The following is a 20,991-nucleotide window of genomic DNA, read 5'->3' as shown; positions in this document are numbered from 1 at the left end:
GAAATCTGCACCGCGCTCGTGCAGAAGCCGGGATCATCGTCTGCACGGCTTCAGGAGTCTTTTGCAGATTTCGTGCAGGTCCACTCTTGGCTCTCGCGCAGCGCAGATCGGCTTGATAGGTGCGAAGCATCCGCCACTGCCCGGACGTGATGCATCATGCAATTCCTCCGCCGTATCGGCCTCATCCTGCTTTGGCTTGCCGCACCCCTCGTTGCATTCGCCGCCGCGAACAAGAACGATCCCTATCTGGTCCCGCTGCGCGGTGCCGGAAACGTCGCGCTCGTCGCCGCAAGCATTGCGATCGTCGTCGCCCTGCTGCGCAGAGGACATTGGCAGGGTCTCGCCGGCAGGCTGCTCGTCATGCTCTGGTGCCTGCCGCCGGTGCTGATGGCGACAGCACATTTCGGCTTCGAGCTGCGCGAGCACGATGTGCTCAGTGCGAGCGTGACTGAGGCCCGCTCGCTCGGGCCTCATTTCATGGTGGGCTATTCGTCGTATGCAGAAGTGGCGCGCCTGGCCGAGCAAGGATTGATCGGCGGCATCTACGTGACCCGGCACAACATCCGCGGCCGGACTGCTGATGCGCTGCGCGCCGAAATCGCGGCGCTCCAGGACATCAGGCGCGCCGCGGACCTGCGACCTCTGATCGTCGCCGCGGACCAGGAGGGCGGCATCGTCGCGCATCTGGCGCCGCCGCTGACAAGGGTGCCGGCGCTGGCGACGCTCTCCGGGCTCGCCCCGGACGAACAGCAGGCCAAAGCGGAAGAGTTCGGCCGTATCCATGGCCGCGAGCTTGCCGACCTTGGCGTCAACCTCAATCTCGCGCCGGTGCTCGACCTCAAGCCGCCGCAGCGGCGCAATCGCCTCGACTTTCACACGCTGATCGGCCAGCGCGCGATCGCGACCGATCCCGTCGTGGTCAGCACGATCGCAAGTGCCTATGTGCGTGGGCTGGAGGAGTCTGGCGTCGGCGCGACGCTGAAGCATTTTCCGGGCATTGGGCGGGTGCGCACCGACACGCACCATTTCAGTGCTGACCTCAATACGCCGGTCAGGGAGTTGGAGGCGACCGACTGGCTGCCGTTCCGCGAGGTGCTGTCGCAGTCGCACAGCACGCTCATGGTCGGCCATGTCACGCTCACAGCCGTCGATCCCGATCGCGCGGCGTCGCATTCGAAACGCGTCGTTGATGGCATCATCCGGAACAAGTGGAACTATCAGGGCGTGGTGATGACCGACGATCTCGTGATGGGCGCGATCTACCAGCATGACATCTGCAAGGCCGTGGTCGAGGCCATCAATGCGGGTGTCGATCTCTTGCTGGTCGCGTATGACGGCGCGCAATTCTACCGGATTTTTGGATGCGCCCTCGATGCATCGCGGCGGGGCAAGCTCGATACGGCCATGCTGCGGCTGAGCGAGGCGCGGCTGGAGGGGAGCTTTTCGATCGAGCAGGCGCGAACGACGTCAGTCACCGTCCGCGTCGTCGATAAAAATCAGCCCTTGGCGAATTGGCGGTAGTCCGGTTCGCGGTGAAACCAGAATTCGTAGCCCGTGACGCTCTTCTGCATCGCGACGTCGTGGATCGGCTGATTGAGCGGGATGACAGGCACATCGCGCATGCAGAGCGCGATGAAATCCTTTACAGTCTTGTCGTATTCGGCTGCATCCGTGGTGAAACGCGCCTTGTCGATCAAGGCATCCATCTCCTTGTTCTGGTAGGAGGAGATGTTGAAGATCGAATTATTGCCGTGGAAGTTCCAGTAGAAGTAATACTCGGGATAATCCAGCCAGCCGCTGAAGCGGTTGAGCGCGAGCGGCAGCTCCTTCTTGTTCAGCGTCGTGCGCCAGTTGGCGCCGGGGATCTTTTCGATCGATGCCTTGATGCCGATTTTTGCGAGGCTCTCCTGGATCAGGACCGCGGTTGGCTCGCCAACGGTGGCCGTGCCCGTGTCGATCGACAGCGTCGTCTCCAGCCCGGATTCGAGGCCGGCTTCTTTCATCAGCGCCTTGGCCTTGTCGAGATCGGTGACGTAAGGCGACGGTTGCGGCCAGACCGGCTTTGAGACGTCGGCGGAGCCGCCATACATCGGAACGGCACGGCCGAAGAAGGCGCTGCTCTGGATCTGCTCGTAAGGCATCGCCCAGGCAATGGCCCGACGAAGCCTGGCATTGTCGAACGGCGGCTTTGCCGTGTTCAGCGCGACATACCAGAGCGCGTTGGGGATAGGCACGCCGGAAACCTTGACCTTGCCCTCCTTAATGATTTGCTCGAAATCACGCGGGGCGAAACCGCTGGAGATATCCGCATCGCCTCTCTCGAGCATGGCACGGCGCGTACCGGCCGAGGGGACGTCGCGTGCGATCACGCGCTTCACTTTCGGCAACGGCCCGCTCGTCCAGTCGTCGAACCGCGCTAGCACGGTCTCGCTGCCGGGCTTCCAGCTTTCGATCTTGTAGGCGCCGCCGCCGGCTTCGTTGTTTCTGAGCCAGGCCAGCGCCCAGGGGTCTTCGGCCGTCGCGTTCTTCTTGGCGAGCTCGGAATTGATGATGAAGGGAACGACGACAGCGACGTTGAACAGAAGCAGCTTGTCCTTGCGGACATAGTCGATGCGAAAGGTGTGGTCGTCGACGACGACGAACTGCTCGGGCTTTTCCAGCGATCCGGCCGACATCTGGAAGGTCGGAAAGCCGCCGACCGTCACGGCGCGGTCGAACGACCATTTGACGTCTCTGGCCGTAACGGGCGTGCCGTCATGGAATTTGGCGTCCTTGCGAAGTTTGAAGGTGCAGGACATCCCGTCGGCGGCAACTTCCCAACTCTCGGCAAGCTCAGGCGCGAGCTTCTCGCGGTCGTAAGACAGTGTGCCGTCGGGTAGCGTTTTCGATGCGTAGGAGAGCAGGCGGTCGTAGCAATTCCAGGACAGGCCGTTCACGGTCTGGTTGGAGCCGACCCCCTGCATGTCGAGCGAGTTCGGTCCGAGCTCCTGCACCACCAGCAGTGTCTCGCTGCGTGCCTGGGCCTGGGCGAAACGCGGGAGCGCCGTCATCCCAGCCGCGCCGAGACCGCCGAGGAGGATGTTGCGGCGGTTGAGATCAAACGACGATGGGCGCATGAATGCCTCCTTGAGAGCGATTTGCTAGTCAAAGAGGCAAAGCGCATGCCATTTGCTGCGCTTCATGACGTCGCATGTTGTGCGAGCGGCGCTGCTAGGGCGTCACTGCGCCGCGCGCGACTGCGCGCGGGGTGGTCAGCTCCTTCCAGGTGGAATTGGCGACATGCACCGGCGAGAATGCCGGACGCTCGACATAGTGCCCGTCGCCGGCTTCGGCGCGCAGATCGCCATCCTTCCACACGATGCGGCCGCGCGAGAGCGTTGCCGCCGCGCCGCCGGTGCAGGCAAAACCTTCGAACACGTTGTAGTCGATCTTGCTCATCTGCCGCTTTGCGCTGACGGTCTTGCTCGCCTTCGGGTCCCACACCACGAGATCGGCATCCGAGCCGACGGCGACCGCACCCTTGCGCGGATAGATGTTGAGAATGCGGGCGATGTTCGCTGACGTCACCGCGACAAATTCCTCTTTCGTCAGCCGCCCCGTGGCGACGCCCGCCGTCCAGAGCAGCGCCAGGCGATCTTCGAGGCCGCCCGTGCCGTTCGGGATCTTCCTGAAGTCGCCGAGGCCGAACCGCTTCTGCTCGGTAGTGAAGGCACAATGGTCGGTCGCGACCACTTGCAGCGAGCCGGACTGCAGGCCGGCCCAAAGGCTGTCCTGATGCGACTTGTCGCGGAATGGTGGTGACATCACGCGCTGCGCGGAATGATCCCAGTCCTTGTTCTGATATTCGCGTTCATCGAGCAAGAGATGCTGGATCAGCGGCTCGCCATAGACGCGCTTTCCCGCGGCGCGGGCGCGAGCGATCGCTTCATGCGCCTCGCGGCAGCTCGTGTGGACGATGTAGACCGGCGTGCCCGTCATGTCGGCGATCATGATGGCGCGGTTGGTGGCTTCGCCCTCGACCTCCGGCGGCCGTGAATAGGCGTGCCCTTCGGGGCCGGTGACGCCGCGGGCGATCAAGGCTTCCTGCATCAGCGCGACGACGTCGCCATTCTCCGCGTGGACCACCGGCATGGCGCCGAGATGGGCGCAGCGGGCGAACGAATTGTAGAGCTCGTCATCATTCACCATCAACGCGCCCTTGTAGGCCATGAAGTGCTTGAAGGTGTTGATGCCGTAGGTTTTGACCACGGTCTCCATCTCGTCATGGATCTGCTTCGACCACGAAGTCACCGCCATGTGGAAGCCGTAGTCGGTCGCCGCCTTCTCGGATTTGTGCCGCCATTCCTGATAGGCCGCGAGCATCGACTGGCCGGGGTCTGGCAGGCAGAAATCCACCACCATCGTGGTGCCGCCGGTCAGCGCGGCTTTGGTGCCGGATTCGAAATCGTCGGCGGTGACGGTGCCCATGAACGGCATTTCGAGATGGGTATGGGGATCAATGCCGCCAGGAATGATGTAGGCGCCGCCGGCGTCGATGATCTCCGCCCCCGTTGGCGCCGCGATCGATGCGCCGATTGCTGCGATGGTGTCGCCCTCGATCAGCACGTCCGCACGGCGCGAATGATCATGATTGACGACGGTGCCGCCGCGGATGAGGAGGGACATGGGAACTCCGGAGGAGAGGCCAAGGAAGGAACGTAGCGAAAGCTAAGCGCGCCGGTCGCGTTACAACAGGCGAAATTTTAGTCAGCTGCGCTCTCCTGGCCGGGGCGCCGCCCGCGCGGTCAATCCGTCGATCATGGCACGCACGAGGCCCGCGATCTCCTTGCGCAGCGCCGGCAGCGGCACGGCGACCAGCTTCTGCTCCAGTCCGAGCGCGACCATGCCGTGCACCGCCGAGAACAGGCTGCGCGCGGTGATGCCGAGCTCCTCCGTACCTCGCTTTGGAAACAGCGCGGCGAGCGGCACATAGATGTGCCGGAACAGCTGCATCTGGTCGTCGATCGACCAGTCGGGCACGATCTTGTCGGCCTCCATGCGATGCTCGAACAGAGCGCGCCAGAGCTGGAGATTTTCCGCGGCGAAATCGCAATAGCCAATGGCGATGCGAACCAGCGTCTCCTGCGGAGACGGAGCTCCGGCGCTCTCCGCTGCGCTCAGCGCCGCATCGAGCCGCGACAGCGTACGCGAGCCGACCCGCAGGATGAGCTCGTCGACATCGGCGACGAGATTGTAAACCGCGCCGTTGGCGCAGCCGATCTCGCGGGCGAGATCGCGCGTCTTCAGGCCGGCCAATCCCCGTTCGGCGATCATTCGCTCCGCCGCCAGGATCAGGTCCTCCCGGAGTTTCTCTCGACGTTCCGAGGCTTTAGACATATCTTAACCAAATTCTTGAGCGTTGCTCAAAATTATCTTGAGCGTCGCTCAAGATATGCTACAAAGCATCCGTGAGCAATGCTCATAACAGGGAGCAAGCAATGTTCAAGACCGTCGTCACACTTTTCCGCGGCAGCATGGCCGCCGCCGGCGAGGAGCTGGAAGACCGCACGGCCCTTCTGATCCTCGACCAGCAGATGCGCGATGCGGCCGCAGCCGTTGAGCGCAGCAAGCGGACGCTGGCGCTGGCGATCGCGCAGGACCAGCAGGAGGGCCGCAAGCTCGAGGCGACCATCGCCCGCCTCGCCGATCTCGAGACCCGCGCGGTTGCGGCGCTCGATGGTGGCCGCGAGGATCTCGCCAGGGAGGCCGCCGAAGCCATGGCAGGTCTCGAGGCCGACCGCGACGCGGCGCTGACGGCGCGGGCGCTGTTCGCGACCGAGATCACACGGTTGAAGCGCCATGTCGCAAGCGCGCAGGCGCGCATCACCGAGCTCGATCGCGGCCGCCGGGTCGCCCGCGCCTCGGAGGCGGTGCGTTCGCTTCGTCGCAGCGGAATCGAGGCAGCTCGCCCTTACGAATCAACGCTGCCGGAAGCCGAGAACACCTTGCGGCGCCTGCGCGATCGCCAAATCGAGGCCCAGGCCGCCGATGACGCCCTGGTCGAGCTTGATGCGGCTACCGGTCCGCTCGCTACCGCCGAGAAACTTGCCGAGCAGGGCTTTGGCCCCCGGCTCAAGACAACCGCGGACGACGTGCTGGCGCGGTTGAAGTCCAAGCGCTCACCGACTGCCTGAACCAACGAAGACGATTCAACTCAACGCCAAGCAACAGGAGACCAACATGAACCCGACCACCCCGTCCCACAGCCAAGCCTGGGTCACTTTCACCTATGTCTCGTTCGCCGCCTCGGCCTTCATGGTCGGAATGGGCATCTTCTTCTTGCCGCTCGATCTCTCGGTCAAAGGCTACCTCGCGATGGGCTTTCTGATGCTGACGCAGTCCTGCATCACCATGACCAAGACGATGCGCGACAATCACGAGAGCGGCCGGTTGGTGAACCGTATCGAAGACGCCAAGGCCGAGCGTCTGCTGATGGAGGTCGAGCGCGGCTCGCGTGCGGCGTAACGCCACGCGACCAGGTTTGCGATCTGAGCGGCGGACGCCAAGGCATCCGCCGCTTCATCGCGCTTGTGCCGGTTTGCCGCAGGCCCGCAACAATTCCTTTACCCTGCCTGCGCCGCAGCAGGCTGTACTCATCGCTCCTTAACAGCCTCGCGCGAAGAACGGCTCGGACTACGGGCAATCGAGATGGTGGCATCTGGCAGCGACCAAGGTACAGGACGAGGCCGGAGCGTTATCCGGCGGCTGAGCAGCTATGCCGCGTTTTGGTTCAAGGCCTTCGCCCAGCCGGCCATCGACCTCTCCTTGCGGACCCATCCCGGGCACGTGACCCGAATTGTCGAGAGCCCCGGCTTGTGGCTGTCGCATGACGAGTTGGAGCAATTGGTCGCGCAGCTCCGCAGCGTCGCAGCCAAGACGCTGCCGGCCGATGAGCTGACCTATGGTATCTTCTCCGGCGAGCGCGAGCGTCTTGTACGCGCCATCGTGACCCTGATTTCCGAGGAGGACAGCGGACGTCCGATCGCGTTTAACGCGCTCTCGGTGATGCAGGTCGAACTCGATGGCGCGCCCGTCGACGTCACCCATCTCGGGCTCGTGATGGTCGATCCCGACGCGCGCGGGCGGGGGTTGTCCTGGGTGCTCTACGGCCTGACCACGCTGGTGCTGTTTCTGCGCGATGGCCTGCGTCCGCGCTGGATCTCCAACGTCACCCAGGTTCCGTCGGTCGTCGGCATGGTCACCGAGACCTTCTCCGACGTCTATCCGTCGCCGCGCCCCGAAGCGCGACAGAGCTTTGCCCATCTGCAACTCGCCCGCGGCATCATGCGCCAGCATCGCGGCGTGTTCGGTGTCGGCACCGATGCCGGCTTCGACGAGAGCCGCTTCGTCATCACGGATGCCTATACCGGCGGGTCCGACGCGCTGAAGAAGACCTTCGACGAGGCGCCGAAGCACCGAGATCCGCAATATGCGGAATTCTGTGCCCGCGAGCTGAATTACGAGCGCGGCGATGATGTGCTGCAGATCGGCCGCATCGACCTTGCGGCCGCGCGCGCCTACCTGTTCGAGCAGGTGCCGCACCGGTCGCTGCCCGGCCTGTTCGTGGCGTCGCTTTTTCTCGGCCTGCAAAGGCTCGTGCTGCCGGTCGTCCACTGGCTCGACGACAGCAAGAGCTTTGGTACGCTGCGGCCGCGGCAAGGCAACGGCCGATGACATCAGCTGTCATTGCTTCCGCGATCGTCAATGTCTGTGCCGTGATCGGGCTCGCTGTCGCCATGCTCGCGCTCTACCGCCGTGATGCGCGCAGTCCGCTGACGGTGCGACTCGTGATCGCGCTCGGCATCGTCGCGCTGCTGTTTCTCGTGCGAAGCGCGGCATGGCTGACCGGGAGCAGCCTGCTCGACGACCTCTCGGTGATCCCGGCCGCCGCCATACCATTCGGCGCGCTGATCGTGACAGAGGGAATGTTGCGACGGCACGCGCCCCGCGCCATCAAGCTTGCCGTGATCATCGGCGCCGTCGTGCTCGGCCTCGGCGGCGCCGTTGGCCTCGGGCACTTCGATACGCCGTACGCCATTGCACTGGCATTGTTCCAGCTCGGCGGCTTCGCGGCTTGCGCATTCCTGCTGGCGACGCGTGATCGGGCCTCGCTGATGGTCTCCGAAAATCGCGGCATCGACCGCATGACGATCGGCGCGATCATCGTGCTGCCTTTCATCATCACCGATTTTGCGGCCTTGATGCCTGATATGCCGGTCAGGCTCGGCGCGCTCGGGGCGTTGCTTGTTGTGACCGCCGTTCTGATCGCCGGCAGCAGCGCTGAAGCACGTTGGCATGCCGTGCTGCTGACCGTGCTGCGGCTGGGGAGCTCGGTGTTGCTCGGGCTCGCTGCGGCCTTCGTCGCGTCCGATGCCGATGCGGCGCAGATCGTCCGTTTCTGCGGTGTGGCCGTCGCAGGCGTGCTGACCATCGGCCTGATGACCGACACGCTGCGGGCCTACCTCGAATCCCGCACGCCCGGCATGTTGAGCTCCGTCGCGGCGTCGTCGGCCGCCACGCGCGACCAGTTGATCGCCGAGTTGCTGCGCCATCCCCTGTTCGAGAGCGCGCAGCGGCTTCGCGAGATTGATCTTGCGGCCTACGATCCGCTTCTCCTGCGCAACCGGCTCGCGACGCATCGCGTGCTCAGGAGATCGGACGCGCCCTGGGGGCATCCATCGGCAGATCCCGCCGTCGAGCGTCTGGTGTCGCTGCTGGCCGCGGGAAACGCGACGCATCTCGTGGTACTCTCGTCGGATCCCGTTGACGTTCTCGCGCTCGCCGTCCCCGTGATCTCCGCCGATCCCGCCACCGAGACCGCGATTGCGCTGGTGCAGCGGATCCTGATCATGGCGGACGCAGGCGCGCCCGCCTGAGCTCTTGCAGCGGCATGGAGGCATGCAACGGAGCCATGACGCGCCGCGACCATGTGCAGGTTGGGCGTATGTCGCGGTTCCAGCAGCCGTGAAGGGTTGTTGTGTGATCGAGATTCAAGCCGGCTTTGCCGATTGTGATTTGAGCGCAGGTGCGATATGGCTCTCGCGCTTTCTTAAGGCGGAGACGAGCTTTGTCGAAACAATCCCTGCGTGAAGAGGCCGAGCGCCTGATCCGCGAATCGATGGAGAAAAAGACCATCGTCGTGAAGCAGGGGTCCACCCGCATCGAGGCGGTCTGCGGCAAATGCGGCGCGCCGAACCGGGTCCAGGCGGAAAAAGGCCAGACCCGCGTCAAGTTCGCTTGCAAGAACTGCGGGCAGAAGCAAGAGACGCTGTAGGCGTCCAGCCTACTCCTTCTTCACGAACTTCGCGAACGCATCCGCATAGTCCGGGTGCCAGCGCGACAGCGGCGGGCGGTTCTCGACGATGTCTCCGGCGGCCCATTGCATGCGCTTCTCGTCGAGCGCGCGGGGCACGTCATTGTCCGGGCAGAGGATGTAGAAATCGCCGGCTTCAAGCCGCGTCAGCATGAAATCCACGGTCTGCTCCGGCGTCCACGCCGCGGCCGGCTTCTCGGTGCGGCCCTTTGCCGTGAGCCCGGTGAATACGAAGCCGGGGATCAGCAGGTGGGCCGTGATGTGGCAGTCTTTGGTGTTGCGCAGTTCGTGCTGCAGCGCCTCCGTAAACGCCTTCACGCCGGCCTTGGAGACATTGTAGGCGGGATCGCCGGGCGGGGTGGTGATGCCTTGCTTGGAGCCGGTGTTGATGATCAGGCCGGCGTTGCCGCGCGCAATCATCTGCGGCGCGAAAATGCGTGAGCCGTTGATGATGCCCCACATGTTGACGCCGATGATGCGCTGCCAATTGTCGGGTTCGCCGAACAGCGAGCTGCCCGGCTGGATACCCGCATTGTTCATCAGCAGATCCGTGCCGCCGAAATGCGCGCCGACGGCGCGTTCCAGTTCTGTCAAGCTGTCGATCCGGCTGACATCCACCACGGATGTCATCACATTCGCGCGGCCCGCAATCGATGACAGTTTTGTTGCGGCTGCTGCCAGCCGATCCTCATCAACGTCGGCGATGCACACCTTCATCCCGGCCCGTGCGAACGCCATGGCCGCGGCAAGACCGATGCCCGACGCACCCCCGGTGATCACGGCGACGTTGCCTTTTGCAATGACAGGATGTGACATGGCTTTTCTCCCGGCTTCACTCTTCGCCGAGCTATAACACGGCATTGATACGACCCTGCACAAGTCGGCATGGCAGGGCTTCGTTCCACGCCGACTTTACGCCTTTCCAGCGCCGCTGTATCCTCTTCGACTTAACGATCCCGCCCAGATCGAACCCAATCAATCACCTATCCAGGGAGTGCAGCCATGGCTGTGTCGCAGGCGATTCCGATCGCGCGCCATCCGTTCGCCAACGGGTCCTACAAGCAGATGCTGATCGACGGGAAATGGGTCGACGCCGCCTCCGGCAAGCGCTTCGAGACCCATAACCCCGCCACCGGCGAGTTGCTCGCAACCGTCGCCGAAGGCGACAAGGAAGACATCGATCGTGCGGTCGCTGCCGCCCGCCGTGCTTTCGAGGGTCCCTGGAGCAGGGTCAAGCCGTTCGAGCGGCAGAACCTGCTGCTCAGGCTTGCCGATCTCGTCGAGAAGAATTTTGACGAATTGTCGCAGCTCGACACAATGGACATGGGCGCACCGCTCAGCCGCACCCGCGCCTATCGCCTGCGTGCCGTCGGAATGCTGCGTTATTACGCCGGCCAGACCACCGCGATCCATGGCGAGACCATCGAGAACTCGCTGCCTGGCGAGATCTTCTCCTACACGCTGAAGGAGCCGATCGGTGTCGTCGGCGCCATCATTCCCTGGAACGGTCCGCTGACCGCGACCATCTGGAAGATCGGACCTGCAATCGCAACCGGCTGCACCGTGGTGCTCAAGCCCGCCGAAGAGGCGCCGCTGACCTCGCTGCGGATCGCCGAGCTTGCGATGGAAGCCGGCATCCCGCCCGGTGTCGTCAACGTGGTGCCCGGCTATGGCGAGACCGCCGGTGCCGCGCTGGCCTCGCATCATGACGTCGACAAGGTTGCCTTCACCGGCTCGCACGTCACGGGCCAGTCGATCATTCGCGCCTCGGCCGGCAACCTGAAGCGCGTCTCGCTCGAGCTCGGCGGCAAGTCGCCGGACATCGTCTTCGCCGATGCCGATCTCGATGCTGCCGTTCCCGGCGCGGCGATGGCGGTGTTCGCCAATTCGGGCCAGATCTGCAGCGCCGGTACGCGCCTGTTCGTCGAACAGTCGATCTACGAGGAGTTCGTCGGCCGCGTCGCCGAGTTCGGCAAGAAGCTGCAGGTCGGCAACGGCCTCGATCCGAACGTGCAGATCGGCCCGCTGGTGTCCGAGGAGCAACTCAAGCGCGTCACCGGCTATCTCGACATCGGCCAGAAGGAGGGCGCGCGTGCGCTCGCCGGCGGCGGTCGCGTCACGGAAGGTGCGCTGTCAAAGGGCTTCTTCGTCTCGCCCACGGTGTTCGCCGGCGTCCAGGACAATATGCGTATCGCGCAGGAGGAGATCTTCGGTCCCGTCATCTCCGCGATCGCGTTCAAGGACATGGACGAACTGGTCAAGCGCGCCAACAACACCACCTTCGGTCTCGGCTCCGGCCTGTGGACGCGCGACGTCAGCAAGGCCCATGCGGTTGCGAAGAGCCTGCGTGCCGGCTCGGTGTGGGTGAATTGCTACCAGGCGATGGATCCGGCCGTGCCGTTCGGCGGCTACAAGATGAGCGGCTATGGCCGCGAGTCCGGCAAGCAGCATGTTGAGGAATATCTCAACGTGAAGGCCGTCTGGATCAAGACGGCCTGAGGTCTGTTCTCCCCCGCGTTCCGTGCGAGGGAATATCTGATTTTCGGAGGGGGCGGTGCCTTTTGCGGTGGCCGCCCCCCGCTATATGATCCGCATCCTTTCAAAGACATCCGGGGCCCACATGAAATTCGAGGCGTTGTTTAGACCGCTGCAGGTTGGTCCGTACAAGCTTGCCCATCGCGTTGCGATGGCGCCGCTGACGCGCATGCGCGCGGAGCGCGAAAGCTTTTCGCCGCGGCCGCTCAACGCTGAATATTACGGCCAGCGCGCGACAAAGGGCGGCCTGATCATCGCCGAAGCATCGCCGGTGTTGCCGCATGGCCGCGGCAATCCGGCGACGCCGGGCATCTATTCGGAGGCGCAAGTCGCAGGCTGGCGCAAGGTCGTCGATGCCGTCCACGCCAAGGGCGGCATCATCTTCCTCCAGCTCTGGCACGTCGGCCGCGTCTCGCATTCCTCCTATCATGGTGGCCAACTGCCGGTCTCGGCCTCCGCGATCGCGATCAAGGCCGAGGGCATGAAGGCGATGACGGCCGACGGCAAGATTGCCGATTACGAGACGCCGCGCGCGCTGGAGACCGACGAGGTCAAGGGGATCGTCGAGGCATTCCGGCAGGCCGCCAGGAATGCGCTCGCCGCCGGTTTCGACGGCGTCGAGATCCACGGCGCCAACGGCTATCTGCTCGAGCAGTTCCTGCAATCACGCAGCAACCAGCGCACCGATCAATATGGCGGCTCGATCGAGAACCGCGCGCGGCTTCTGCTCGAGGTCACACAAGCCGCGATCGACGTCTGGGGTGCCAACCGCGTCGGCGTCCGCCTGTCGCCGCACGGCATCGCCAATGATTCCGGCGAGCCGGATCCGATGCCGCTCTACACTTATGTCGTGAAGGCCCTCGATAAGCTTGGTCTTGCCTATCTGCACTTCATCGAGCCGCGCTCCAGCGGCGCCGGGCGTGCTGACGTTCATTGGGAGAACGTGCCTTCCGCCATGGCGCTGTTCCGCCCGCATTACAGCGGCGTGTTGATGACTGCCGGCGGCTTCACCGGCGAGACAGCGAATGCTGCGATTGTCGATGGCCACGCCGACATCATCGCCTTCGGCCGCATCTTCATCTCCAACCCCGATCTGCCGCGGCGGCTCGCGCACGATTACCCGATCACGCCCTACAACCGCGCAACGTTCTATGGCGGCGAGGAGAAGGGATACACGGATTACCCAGTGTATGACGAGCTGACGCCGGCGTGAGCTCTCTCCCCGTCATTCCGGGGCGATGCGCAGCATCGGGTCCGGAATCCATTTCACATCCTGGCTTGCCGCCCAATGGATTCCGGGCTAGCGACCCGCTGGTCGCGCCCTGGAATGACGATCGTGTATTGTCGTCTTCGCAATGACGACGGAGAGACTTCCATGGCCAAAGCCGCAGTCGCCGCAGGAACCGCCACCGGCCATTGCCTCTGCGGCAAGGTCACGTTCGAGATCGACGTCCCTGCGCGCTGGGCTTGGCACGACCATTCCGCCAGTAGCCGCCGCGCCCATGGCGCAGCCATGAGCGCGCTTCCTTGCGCGTTCCCCAAGACTTCGGCCATCATGCGGCCGGCCTCCGGTAACGTCCGGGGCACGGAGGAAGCATTGAAAAACAGGATCACCGGCCGTTCCGCCTTTCTCGCGCTGCTCAAGGACGAGGGCATCACGCACCTGTTCGGCAACCCCGGCACTACCGAGCTGCCGATCATGCATGCGCTGAAGGACCATCCTGATCTCACCTATGTGATGGCGATGCAGGAGAGCCTGGTGGTGGCGATCGCAGACGGCTACAGCCGCGCCTCCGGAAAACTCGTTGCCTGCAACGTCCACGTCGCGCCCGGCCTCGGCAATGCGATGGGCTCGCTCTACAATGCCCAGTTTACCGGCACGCCGATGATCCTGACCGCGGGCCAGCAGGAGCAGGGTCACGGCCTGATGGAGCCGGTGCTCTATGGTCCCTTGGTTCGGATGGCCGAGCCGCTGGTGAAATGGGCGGTCGAGGTGACGCGGCTTGAAGACCTGCCGCGCATCGTGCGCCGCGCGGCGAAGGTGGCGATGACGCCGCCGACCGGGCCGGTGTTCATCTCGCTGCCCGGTGACATCCTCAATAGCGAAGCCGGCATCGATCTTGGTCGTTCCACCCGCATCGACGCGCGGACAAGGCCGTCGGACGAGGCGGTGAGGGCATTCGCCGCACGCTTGCTGAAAGCCGAGCGTCCCGTCATCGTCACCATGGATGAGGTGGTCAAGAGCGATGCGTTGAAGGAAGCCGCCGAGCTCGCCGAGCTGCTTGGCGCGGCCGCCTACCAATCCTCGACGCCCTATGGCGCGCACTTCCTCTCGCAGAGCCCGAGCTTCGTCGGCACGCTGGCGCGCATGCAGAAGGTCGCGCGCGATACACTGGCGCCCTACGATCTGCTGATCGCGCTCGGCGGCGATCCCCTGCGGATGTCCGTCTATAGCGAGGTCGATGCGTTGCCGGAAGGCCTCGGCATCGTGCAGATCGGCCTGGTCGATTGGGAGATCGCCAAGAATTACGGCGCCGAGATTGCGCTGAAAGCAGATGTCAAGGAAACGCTGCGCGCGCTGATCCCGGTGCTGAAGGAGATGGGCGGTGCTGCGCTCGCCAGCCGCGCAAAGCAGCGCATCGCCGAGCTTGCACCGAGGAACTGGACCGCGCGCCGGACAACGTTGATCGAGCAGATCGGCAAGAACGCGGGCCGCAGCCCCATCGATCCTGATTATCTCGTGCTGCAGATGGTCGAAGCCATGCCCGACCATGCGATCCTCGTCGACGAAGGTCTCACGTCCAGCCGCCAGATCACCGCACTGCGACCGCATCGCGACCGTTTTGGCTATCACGGCCTTGCCTCAGGTGGCATCGGCTGGGGCCTGCCGGCCTCGGTCGGCGCCAGCATTGCCAATCCGGATCGGCCCGTCGTGTGCTTCTCGGGCGACGGCAGCGCGATGTATTCGATCCAGTCGCTGTGGACCGCGGCGCATCACAAGCTGCCGCTCAACGTCGTCATCGCCAACAATGGCGGCTATCGCATCATCAAGCAGCGCCTGCTCGCCTTCCATGGCGATGACAATTATGTCGGCATGGATTTTGTCGATCCGCCCGTGGATTTTGCCGGTGTGGCCAGGGCGCTCGGTTGTGAGGCGATCAAGATCAGCGATGTCAGGGAGTTGAGGGCAACGCTCACGTCGGCGTTCAACCGGCCGGGAACGAAGCTGATCGAGGTGATGGTGGACGGGAAGGTGTAGCCCGTTCGCGATGATGGAGTGGCTGCATTTCGCTCAAAGCTCAGACCGTCACCCTGAGGCGCTCACTCTGCGGCGCAAGGCGACGCAGAGTGAGCCTCGAAGGGCGACGGCCCGGCTGCAACGGGGCCGTTCATCCTTCGAGGCTCCCGGCACGATGCTGCGCATCGCGCCAGTCGCGCCTCAGGATGACGGACGTGAAGGGAACGCTACCCCGCCTTCCCCACCCGATACCCCGCCGCCGGATGCGGCGCGTCGAGCCGCGCCCGGCCGTCGCCGAACAGCTTCTCCCGCAGCGTGCCTTTCGCATATTCCGGCTTGTAGCGGCCGCGCTTGGTCAGCTCGGGCACCAGCATGTCGGAGATGTCCTCGAAATCGCCAGGCGAAATCGCAAAGGCCACATTGAGCCCGTCGACGTCGGTCTTCTCGAACCAGTCCTCGATCTTGTCGGCGACGCTCTCGGGCGTGCCGACCACGACGGGGCCGGCGCCGCCGATGCCGACATGCTCGATGACGTCGCGCACGGTCCAGACCCGGTCAGGATCGCCGCGGGTGACGTTGTCGAGCGCGCTGCGGCCGGCATCGTTCTGGACGTGACGGACCTGCTGATCGAACTCGTAGCCGGAGAAGTCGATGCCGGTCCAACCCGACATCAAAGCGAGCGCGCCCTCCGGATTGATGTGCGACCGGTAGTCGGCATATTTGGCTGCGGCTTCAGCTTCGGTGTTGCCGAGGATGATCGTCATCATGTTGAACATCAGGATTTCTGCCGGGTTGCGGCCGAGTGCGGCGGCCTCCTGGCGGATCGCGGCGACGCGCGGGGCAATGATCTTGGCCGATGGTCCCGACATGAACACGCATTCGGCGTGCTTGGCTGCGAACTGCCGCCCGCGCGGCGAAGTGCCGGCCTGATACAGTACGGGCGTGCGCTGCGGCGAGGGCTCGCTCAAATGAATGGTGTTGTTGATGCGGTAGTTCGCGCTCTCATGATTGATGCGGTGAACTTTCGAGGGATCCGTGAAGATGCCGCGCTTGCGGTCGCGCAGCACCGCATCGTCCTCCCAGCTGCCTTCCCAGAGCTTGTAGACGACTTCCATATATTCGTCGGCGATATCGTAACGGTCGTCGTGTCCGGTCTGCTTGTCCTTGCCGGCGCCGCGCGCGGCGCTGTCCAGATAGCCGGTGACGACGTTCCAGCCGATCCGGCCCTCGGTGAGGTGGTCGAGCGTCGACATTCGCCGTGCGAACGGGTAGGGCGGCTCGAACGAGAGATTGCTGGTGACGCCGAAGCCGAGGTTCTTGGTGACAGCGGCCATCGCCGAGAGCAGCAGCAGCGGCTCGTTCGAGGGCGTTTGTGCTGCATTGCGCAAGGCCGCGTCAGGGCTGTTGCCGTAGACGTCGTAGACGCCGAGCACGTCGGCCAGGAACAATCCGTCGAAACGGCCGCGTTCCAGCGTCTTGGCGAGGTCGATCCAGTAGGGCAGGCGGTTATATTCGGCGGTGCGGTCGCGCGGATGCGTCCACAACCCCGGCGATTGATGTGCGACGCAATTCATCGCAAATGCGTTGAGCCTGATCTCTTTGGCCATGCTGGTCCCCCGGCGCCCTGTACCGAGCGCTCTTCAAATGATAAACGTGCGCCCGAACTTGGCGAAGTTCTTGCATATCGCTTGCGCTTGGCAAGGCCAAAATCGGCAGCACGCCTGCCCTTGGCAAGCCGGGCTCAAGAGAGCAAGAACGAAATCGCAAGTCCCCGCCACTTTCGAGCGTCCGCGTGGTCCGCTACGCTGCCTCGTTCCAGACGTTGAAGACGATCCTGATGACCAGAGCCGACGCCATCGCCCGTGCCCGGGACGACTTCCAATCCGGTGCGTTTCTCGCCGAACTCGACCGCCGCGTCGCCTACAAGACCGAAAGCCAGAACGCTTCGCGCGGCCCCGAGCTGCGTGCCTATTTGGAACAGGAGATGGTGCCGGCCTTCGCGGCACTCGATTTCACCAGCCGTATCGTCGAATCCCCGAGCGGCAAGTCGCCGTTCCTGTTTGCCGAACATCACGAGAGTGCATCTGCGCCGACCGTTCTGATCTACGGCCATGGCGACGTCGTCGACGGCATGGAGGGCGAGTGGCGCGACGGCCGCGATCCCTGGCGCACGACGGCGTCAGGCATTCGTCTCTATGGCCGCGGCACTGCTGACAACAAGGGCCAGCACAGCATCAACATGGCCGCGCTCCGCGCCGTGCGCGAGGCCCGCGGCGGCAAGCTCGGCTTCAACGCGAAATTCATCGTCGAGATGGGCGAGGAGATCGGCTCGCCAGATCTCGGCAAGGTCTGCGACCTCAACCGCGATGCGCTCAAGGCCGACCTGTTCATGGCTTCCGATGGGCCGCGGCTGTCGGCGGATCGGCCGACGCTGTTCCTGGGATGCCGCGGCGGCATCCGCATTCATCTCGATGTGGTCTTGCGCGACGGCGGCCATCATTCCGGCAATTGGGGCGGCGTGCTCGCCAACCCCGCGACCATCCTGGTCAACGCGATTTCGACGCTGGTCGACGGTCACGGCCGGCTTCAGCTCGACGCCTTGAAGCCGCCGCGGCTCACCAACCAGATCCGCAGCTATCTTGCCGACGTGCAGGTGATTCCGACCGAGGGCGAGCCCGCCCTTGCGGAGAATTGGGGCGAGGACGGCCTGTCCGCGGCCGAGCGGCTCTATGCCTGGAACACGCTGGAAATTCTGGCGATGTCGTCGGGCAATATCGCAAAGCCCGCGAACGCCATTCCTGGGCACGCCAATGCCGTGCTGCAATTGCGCTTCGTGGTCGGCACCAAGGTCGATGGCCTGATCGATGCCGTCAAGGCCCATCTGGTCGAGAAGGGTTTTCCGATGGTCGAGGTCAAGGCGGCGCAGAGCTTTGCCGCCTCGCGCACCGATTTCGACAGCCCCTGGATCAAATGGGCCGCTGACTCAGTCCAAAACACCACCGGCAAGGCGCCTGCGGTGCTGCCGAACTTCGGCGGCTCGCTGCCGAACGACGTGTTTTCGGAAGTTCTGGGCCTGCCGACGATCTGGGTCCCGCACTCCTATCCCGGCTGCTCCCAGCATGCGCCCAATGAGCACATCCTGCTGCCACTGACTGAAGAGGCCTTGACGGTGATGGCCGGCTTGTTCTGGGATCTCGGGGAATTGCCAAAGCCGCTCGCCTGAGCGTTAATTTGAGCCGTCAGCCAGCCAAAAGTCACATTCTAATCCGGCCGGATTTGTGCTTGCATCCCGCCGCATCATCCTGAAAGGGGAACAAAAAAGTGAAACATTTCCGTAGCATCGGACTCGCGCTCGCCGCGACTTTCGCCGTCAGCCAGGCGGGCGCCGAAGAGCTCACCGGGACGCTCAAGAACATCAAGGACACCGGCGCCATCACGCTCGGCTTCCGCGATTCCTCGATCCCGTTCTCCTATCTCGACGACAACCAGAAGCCCGTCGGGTTCGCGATGGACATCTGCTACAAGATCGTCGACGCCGTGAAGAAGGAGCTCAAGCTCGACAAGCTCGAGGTGAAGCTCAATCCGGTGACTTCTGCCACGCGTATTCCGCTGATGGCCAACGGTACGATCGATCTCGAATGCGGCTCGACCACCAACAATGCCGAGCGCCAGAAGCAGGTCGCCTTCACCAATACCCACTATCTGACCGCCAGCCGCTACGTCTTCAAGAAGTCGAGCGGCCTCAAGTCGATCGACGATCTCAAGGGCAAGACGGTGGTCTCCACCGCCGGCACCACCAACATCAAGCAGCTCACCGAGGCCAATGTCGCCAAGGGCCTCGGCGCCAACATCATCCCGGCCAAGGATCATGCCGAAGCTTTCCTGATGGTCGAGACCGATCGCGCGGTCGCCTTCGTGATGGACGACATCCTGCTCGCAAGTCTCGTGGCCGGCTCGAAGTCGCCGGACGACTACGTCATCTCCAAGGATGCCTTCTCCAAGCCCGAGCCCTACGGCATCATGCTGCGCAAGGACGATGCGCCCTTCAAGAAGGTGGTCGATGCGGCAACCGCTGCGCTCTACACCTCGGGTGAAGGTCAGAAGATCTACGACAAGTGGTTCACCCAGAAGATTCCGCCGAAGGGCCTGAACCTCAACACACCGATCTCCGATGAGCTGAAGCACGAGTTCGCCAAGCCCTCGGACTCGCCGAATCCGGACGACTATAAGTAAGATGAGCTATTCCCTCTCTCCGCAAGCGGGGAGAGGGAATTCCGAAGGAGAGTGGCCGGACATTTGCATAGGCGACCAAGACCTTATCAGAAGACCTATCCAACACGTTTTTGATTGGCGCGTTCGCGCGGGGGACACGTGAACTACCACTGGAACTGGGGAATTTTCTTCGAGCCGAACCCGATGGGGACCGGCACCTATCTCGACATGCTGCTGTCGGGACTGGTGCTGACCCTGAAGACGGCCGCACTCGCCTGGATCATCGCGCTGGTCTTCGGCTCGATCGTCGGCGTCCTGCGGACGCTGCCGTCCAAGGCTGCAGGTTGGTTCGGCTTCTGCTGGGTCGAGTTTTTCCGCAACATGCCGCTGCTGGTGCAGCTGTTCCTGTGGTTCTTCGTGCTGCCGGAGCTGCTGCCGAAGTCCGCCGGACTATGGCTGAAGCAATTGCCGAACGCGCCGTTCTGGACGGCAGCGATCGGCATCGGCTTCTTCATGTCAGCGCGCGTCGCGATACAATTGCAGGCCGGCATCGGCTCGCTGCCGCGCGGCCAGAAGATGGCGGCAACCGCGCTCGGGCTGACCACGATGCAGGGCTATCGCTACATCCTGCTGCCGATGGCGTTCCGCATCATCCTGCCGCCTCTGACCTCGGAGTTTCTCAACACCATCAAGAACACGGCGGTCGCCATCACCATCGGCCTGATCGAGCTGACCGGACAGGCCCGCTCGATGCAGGAATTCTCGTTCCAGGTGTTCGAGGCCTTCACCGCGGCCACCATCCTCTATCTCCTCGTCAACGCCGTCGTCGTGACCGCGATGCGCTTCCTCGAGCGCTGGGTCGCGATCCCCGGCTACATCACGGGGAAATAGCGCGATGTTCAGCAATTTCGATTTCGGGGTCATCATCCGCGCGCTGCCCTATCTGTTCTACGAGGGCATGACGTTCACGCTGATGCTGACGGGCCTCGCAGCACTCGGCGGTCTCGTCTTCGGCACGGCGATCGCGCTGATGCGGCTGTCCGGCTACAAGGTGCTCGGGCGCATCGCCGGTGTCTATGTCGACTTCATGCGCTCGCTGCCGCTGGTGCTGGTGATCTTCTGGTTCTACTTTCTGGTGCCCTATATCGGACAGTGGGTGACCGGGGCATCGCGCCCCATCAGCGTCGGCGCGTTCGCGTCCTCGCTCATCACCTTCATCATGTTCGAGGCGGCGTATTTCTCCGAGATCATGCGCGCCGGCATCCAGTCGATCTCGCGTGGCCAGCCGGCCGCGGCCAGCGCGCTCGGCCTGACCTACGCACAGACCATGCGCTACATCGTGCTGCCGCAGGCCTTCCGCAACATGCTGCCGGTGCTGATCACGCAGACCATCGTGCTGTTCCAGGACACCTCGCTGGTCTACGTGCTGTCGATCACCGATTTCCTCGGCGCCGCGAGCAAGGTCGCGCAGCGCGACGGCCGTCTGGTCGAGATGTATCTGTTTGCCGCAATCGTCTACTTCACCATTTCCTGTATCGCGTCCTTTGGCGTGCGCCGTCTCCAGGCGCGCATCGCCATCATCCGCTAGGTGAAGCTTGGGTTTGATTTATCACCACGCGCTTCCCCTCACCTCTCCCATCGGGAGAGGTCGGAT

18 protein-coding genes are annotated in these 20,991 nt (G+C 63.8%); 13 read left to right on the top strand and 5 right to left on the bottom strand.

Going from position 1 to position 20,991, the window contains the following annotated elements; all coding sequences use genetic code 11:
• The first annotated feature begins 156 nt into the window (after positions 1-156).
• Positions 157-1,521 carry a glycoside hydrolase family 3 protein gene (locus JQ621_RS07895; protein WP_212233892.1) on the top strand — a complete coding sequence of 455 codons (1,365 nt, stop codon included), beginning with the start codon at positions 157-159 and terminating at the stop codon, positions 1,519-1,521.
• Here the strand turns inward: JQ621_RS07895 and JQ621_RS07890 are convergent.
• The 3 genes from JQ621_RS07890 to JQ621_RS07880 all read right to left on the bottom strand — a co-directional run bounded on the left by JQ621_RS07890 (position 1,497) and on the right by JQ621_RS07880 (position 5,376).
• Positions 1,497-3,116 carry an ABC transporter substrate-binding protein gene (locus tag JQ621_RS07890; RefSeq protein WP_212233891.1) on the bottom strand — a complete coding sequence of 540 codons (1,620 nt, stop codon included), beginning with the start codon at positions 3,114-3,116 and terminating at the stop codon, positions 1,497-1,499. The genes JQ621_RS07895 and JQ621_RS07890 overlap by 25 nt on opposite strands.
• A 94-nt stretch (positions 3,117-3,210) precedes the next feature.
• Entirely contained in the window at positions 3,211-4,665 is a 1,455-nt protein-coding gene (gene hydA, locus JQ621_RS07885) for a dihydropyrimidinase (protein WP_212233890.1), read from the bottom strand.
• An 81-nt stretch (positions 4,666-4,746) separates the two neighbouring features.
• Positions 4,747-5,376 (bottom strand): TetR/AcrR family transcriptional regulator, encoded by a 630-nt coding sequence (locus JQ621_RS07880; protein WP_212233889.1) that lies wholly within the window; start codon positions 5,374-5,376, stop codon positions 4,747-4,749.
• A gap of 101 nt (positions 5,377-5,477) precedes the next feature.
• Between JQ621_RS07880 and JQ621_RS07875 the strand changes: the two genes are divergently transcribed.
• From JQ621_RS07875 to JQ621_RS07855, 5 genes are all read left to right on the top strand, one after another.
• Positions 5,478-6,173: a PspA/IM30 family protein gene (locus JQ621_RS07875; RefSeq protein WP_212233888.1), complete on the top strand. Its 696-nt coding sequence runs from the start codon at positions 5,478-5,480 to the stop codon at positions 6,171-6,173.
• Positions 6,174-6,219: 46 nt separating this feature from the next.
• Positions 6,220-6,504, top strand: a complete 285-nt coding sequence (locus tag JQ621_RS07870) for a YiaA/YiaB family inner membrane protein (protein ID WP_212233887.1) — start codon at positions 6,220-6,222, stop codon at positions 6,502-6,504.
• A gap of 183 nt (positions 6,505-6,687) precedes the next feature.
• Positions 6,688-7,713: a hypothetical protein gene (locus JQ621_RS07865; RefSeq protein ID WP_212233886.1), complete on the top strand. Its 1,026-nt coding sequence runs from the start codon at positions 6,688-6,690 to the stop codon at positions 7,711-7,713.
• Positions 7,710-8,915, top strand: a complete 1,206-nt coding sequence (locus tag JQ621_RS07860; RefSeq protein ID WP_212233885.1) for a hypothetical protein — start codon at positions 7,710-7,712, stop codon at positions 8,913-8,915. Before JQ621_RS07865 ends, JQ621_RS07860 begins: the two co-directional genes overlap by 4 nt.
• Positions 8,916-9,106: 191 nt before the next feature.
• Positions 9,107-9,313, top strand: coding sequence for a hypothetical protein (locus tag JQ621_RS07855; protein ID WP_212233884.1), 207 nt, complete (start codon positions 9,107-9,109; stop codon positions 9,311-9,313).
• A 9-nt stretch (positions 9,314-9,322) separates the two neighbouring features.
• Here JQ621_RS07855 and JQ621_RS07850 read toward each other — a convergent pair whose 3' ends face one another.
• On the bottom strand, positions 9,323-10,168 hold the full coding sequence (locus tag JQ621_RS07850) for an SDR family NAD(P)-dependent oxidoreductase (protein ID WP_212233883.1): 846 nt from the start codon (positions 10,166-10,168) through the stop codon (positions 9,323-9,325).
• 186 nt (positions 10,169-10,354) lie between these two features.
• Here JQ621_RS07850 and JQ621_RS07845 point away from each other — a divergent pair, with 186 nt between their 5' ends.
• The 3 genes from JQ621_RS07845 to JQ621_RS07835 all read left to right on the top strand — a co-directional run bounded on the left by JQ621_RS07845 (position 10,355) and on the right by JQ621_RS07835 (position 15,146).
• Entirely contained in the window at positions 10,355-11,851 is a 1,497-nt protein-coding gene (locus JQ621_RS07845; protein WP_212233882.1) for an aldehyde dehydrogenase family protein, read from the top strand.
• Positions 11,852-11,972: 121 nt separating this feature from the next.
• A complete protein-coding gene (locus JQ621_RS07840) occupies positions 11,973-13,100 on the top strand; it encodes an alkene reductase (RefSeq protein WP_212233881.1) in 1,128 nt (375 codons plus the stop codon).
• 384 nt (positions 13,101-13,484) lie between these two features.
• Entirely contained in the window at positions 13,485-15,146 is a 1,662-nt protein-coding gene (locus tag JQ621_RS07835) for a thiamine pyrophosphate-binding protein (RefSeq protein ID WP_212234291.1), read from the top strand.
• A gap of 206 nt (positions 15,147-15,352) precedes the next feature.
• Here the strand turns inward: JQ621_RS07835 and JQ621_RS07830 are convergent, their stop codons facing one another.
• The gene (locus JQ621_RS07830; RefSeq protein ID WP_212233880.1) at positions 15,353-16,732 is read right to left on the bottom strand and encodes an LLM class flavin-dependent oxidoreductase; all 1,380 of its coding nucleotides are present in this window, start codon (positions 16,730-16,732) and stop codon (positions 15,353-15,355) included.
• A 230-nt stretch (positions 16,733-16,962) separates the two neighbouring features.
• On the opposite strand from JQ621_RS07830, the gene JQ621_RS07825 reads away from it, so the two are divergent.
• The 4 genes from JQ621_RS07825 (at position 16,963) to JQ621_RS07810 (ending at position 20,925) form a co-directional block, all read left to right on the top strand.
• Positions 16,963-18,348, top strand: coding sequence for a M20 family metallopeptidase (locus JQ621_RS07825; RefSeq protein WP_212234290.1), 1,386 nt, complete (start codon positions 16,963-16,965; stop codon positions 18,346-18,348).
• Positions 18,349-18,446: 98 nt separating this feature from the next.
• Complete coding sequence (locus JQ621_RS07820; protein ID WP_212233879.1) at positions 18,447-19,358, top strand: amino acid ABC transporter substrate-binding protein; 912 nt, start codon at positions 18,447-18,449, stop codon at positions 19,356-19,358.
• 138 nt (positions 19,359-19,496) lie between these two features.
• A complete protein-coding gene (locus JQ621_RS07815) occupies positions 19,497-20,228 on the top strand; it encodes an amino acid ABC transporter permease (RefSeq protein WP_212233878.1) in 732 nt (243 codons plus the stop codon).
• Positions 20,229-20,232: 4 nt separating this feature from the next.
• Positions 20,233-20,925, top strand: coding sequence for an amino acid ABC transporter permease (locus JQ621_RS07810; protein WP_212233877.1), 693 nt, complete (start codon positions 20,233-20,235; stop codon positions 20,923-20,925).
• Positions 20,926-20,991 lie beyond the last annotated feature (66 nt).

The sequence above is a fragment of the Bradyrhizobium manausense genome (genome assembly GCF_018129685.1).
Classification (GTDB): domain Bacteria; phylum Pseudomonadota; class Alphaproteobacteria; order Rhizobiales; family Xanthobacteraceae; genus Bradyrhizobium; species Bradyrhizobium manausense_D.
This window is presented reverse-complemented; position numbering and strand designations above follow the sequence as displayed.

Bases quoted from the DNA above. Each gene is read 5' to 3' on its own strand.
- JQ621_RS07895 (WP_212233892.1), top strand. From the start codon at position 157: ATGCAATTCCTCCGCCGTATCGGCCTCATCCTGCTTTGGCTTGCCGCA.
- JQ621_RS07890 (WP_212233891.1), bottom strand. From the start codon at position 3,116: ATGCGCCCATCGTCGTTTGATCTCAACCGCCGCAACATCCTCCTCGGC.
- hydA (WP_212233890.1), bottom strand. From the start codon at position 4,665: ATGTCCCTCCTCATCCGCGGCGGCACCGTCGTCAATCATGATCATTCG.
- JQ621_RS07880 (WP_212233889.1), bottom strand. From the start codon at position 5,376: ATGTCTAAAGCCTCGGAACGTCGAGAGAAACTCCGGGAGGACCTGATC.
- JQ621_RS07875 (WP_212233888.1), top strand. From the start codon at position 5,478: ATGTTCAAGACCGTCGTCACACTTTTCCGCGGCAGCATGGCCGCCGCC.
- JQ621_RS07870 (WP_212233887.1), top strand. From the start codon at position 6,220: ATGAACCCGACCACCCCGTCCCACAGCCAAGCCTGGGTCACTTTCACC.
- JQ621_RS07865 (WP_212233886.1), top strand. From the start codon at position 6,688: ATGGTGGCATCTGGCAGCGACCAAGGTACAGGACGAGGCCGGAGCGTT.
- JQ621_RS07860 (WP_212233885.1), top strand. From the start codon at position 7,710: ATGACATCAGCTGTCATTGCTTCCGCGATCGTCAATGTCTGTGCCGTG.
- JQ621_RS07850 (WP_212233883.1), bottom strand. From the start codon at position 10,168: ATGTCACATCCTGTCATTGCAAAAGGCAACGTCGCCGTGATCACCGGG.
- JQ621_RS07845 (WP_212233882.1), top strand. From the start codon at position 10,355: ATGGCTGTGTCGCAGGCGATTCCGATCGCGCGCCATCCGTTCGCCAAC.
- JQ621_RS07840 (WP_212233881.1), top strand. From the start codon at position 11,973: ATGAAATTCGAGGCGTTGTTTAGACCGCTGCAGGTTGGTCCGTACAAG.
- JQ621_RS07830 (WP_212233880.1), bottom strand. From the start codon at position 16,732: ATGGCCAAAGAGATCAGGCTCAACGCATTTGCGATGAATTGCGTCGCA.
- JQ621_RS07825 (WP_212234290.1), top strand. From the start codon at position 16,963: ATGACCAGAGCCGACGCCATCGCCCGTGCCCGGGACGACTTCCAATCC.
- JQ621_RS07810 (WP_212233877.1), top strand. From the start codon at position 20,233: ATGTTCAGCAATTTCGATTTCGGGGTCATCATCCGCGCGCTGCCCTAT.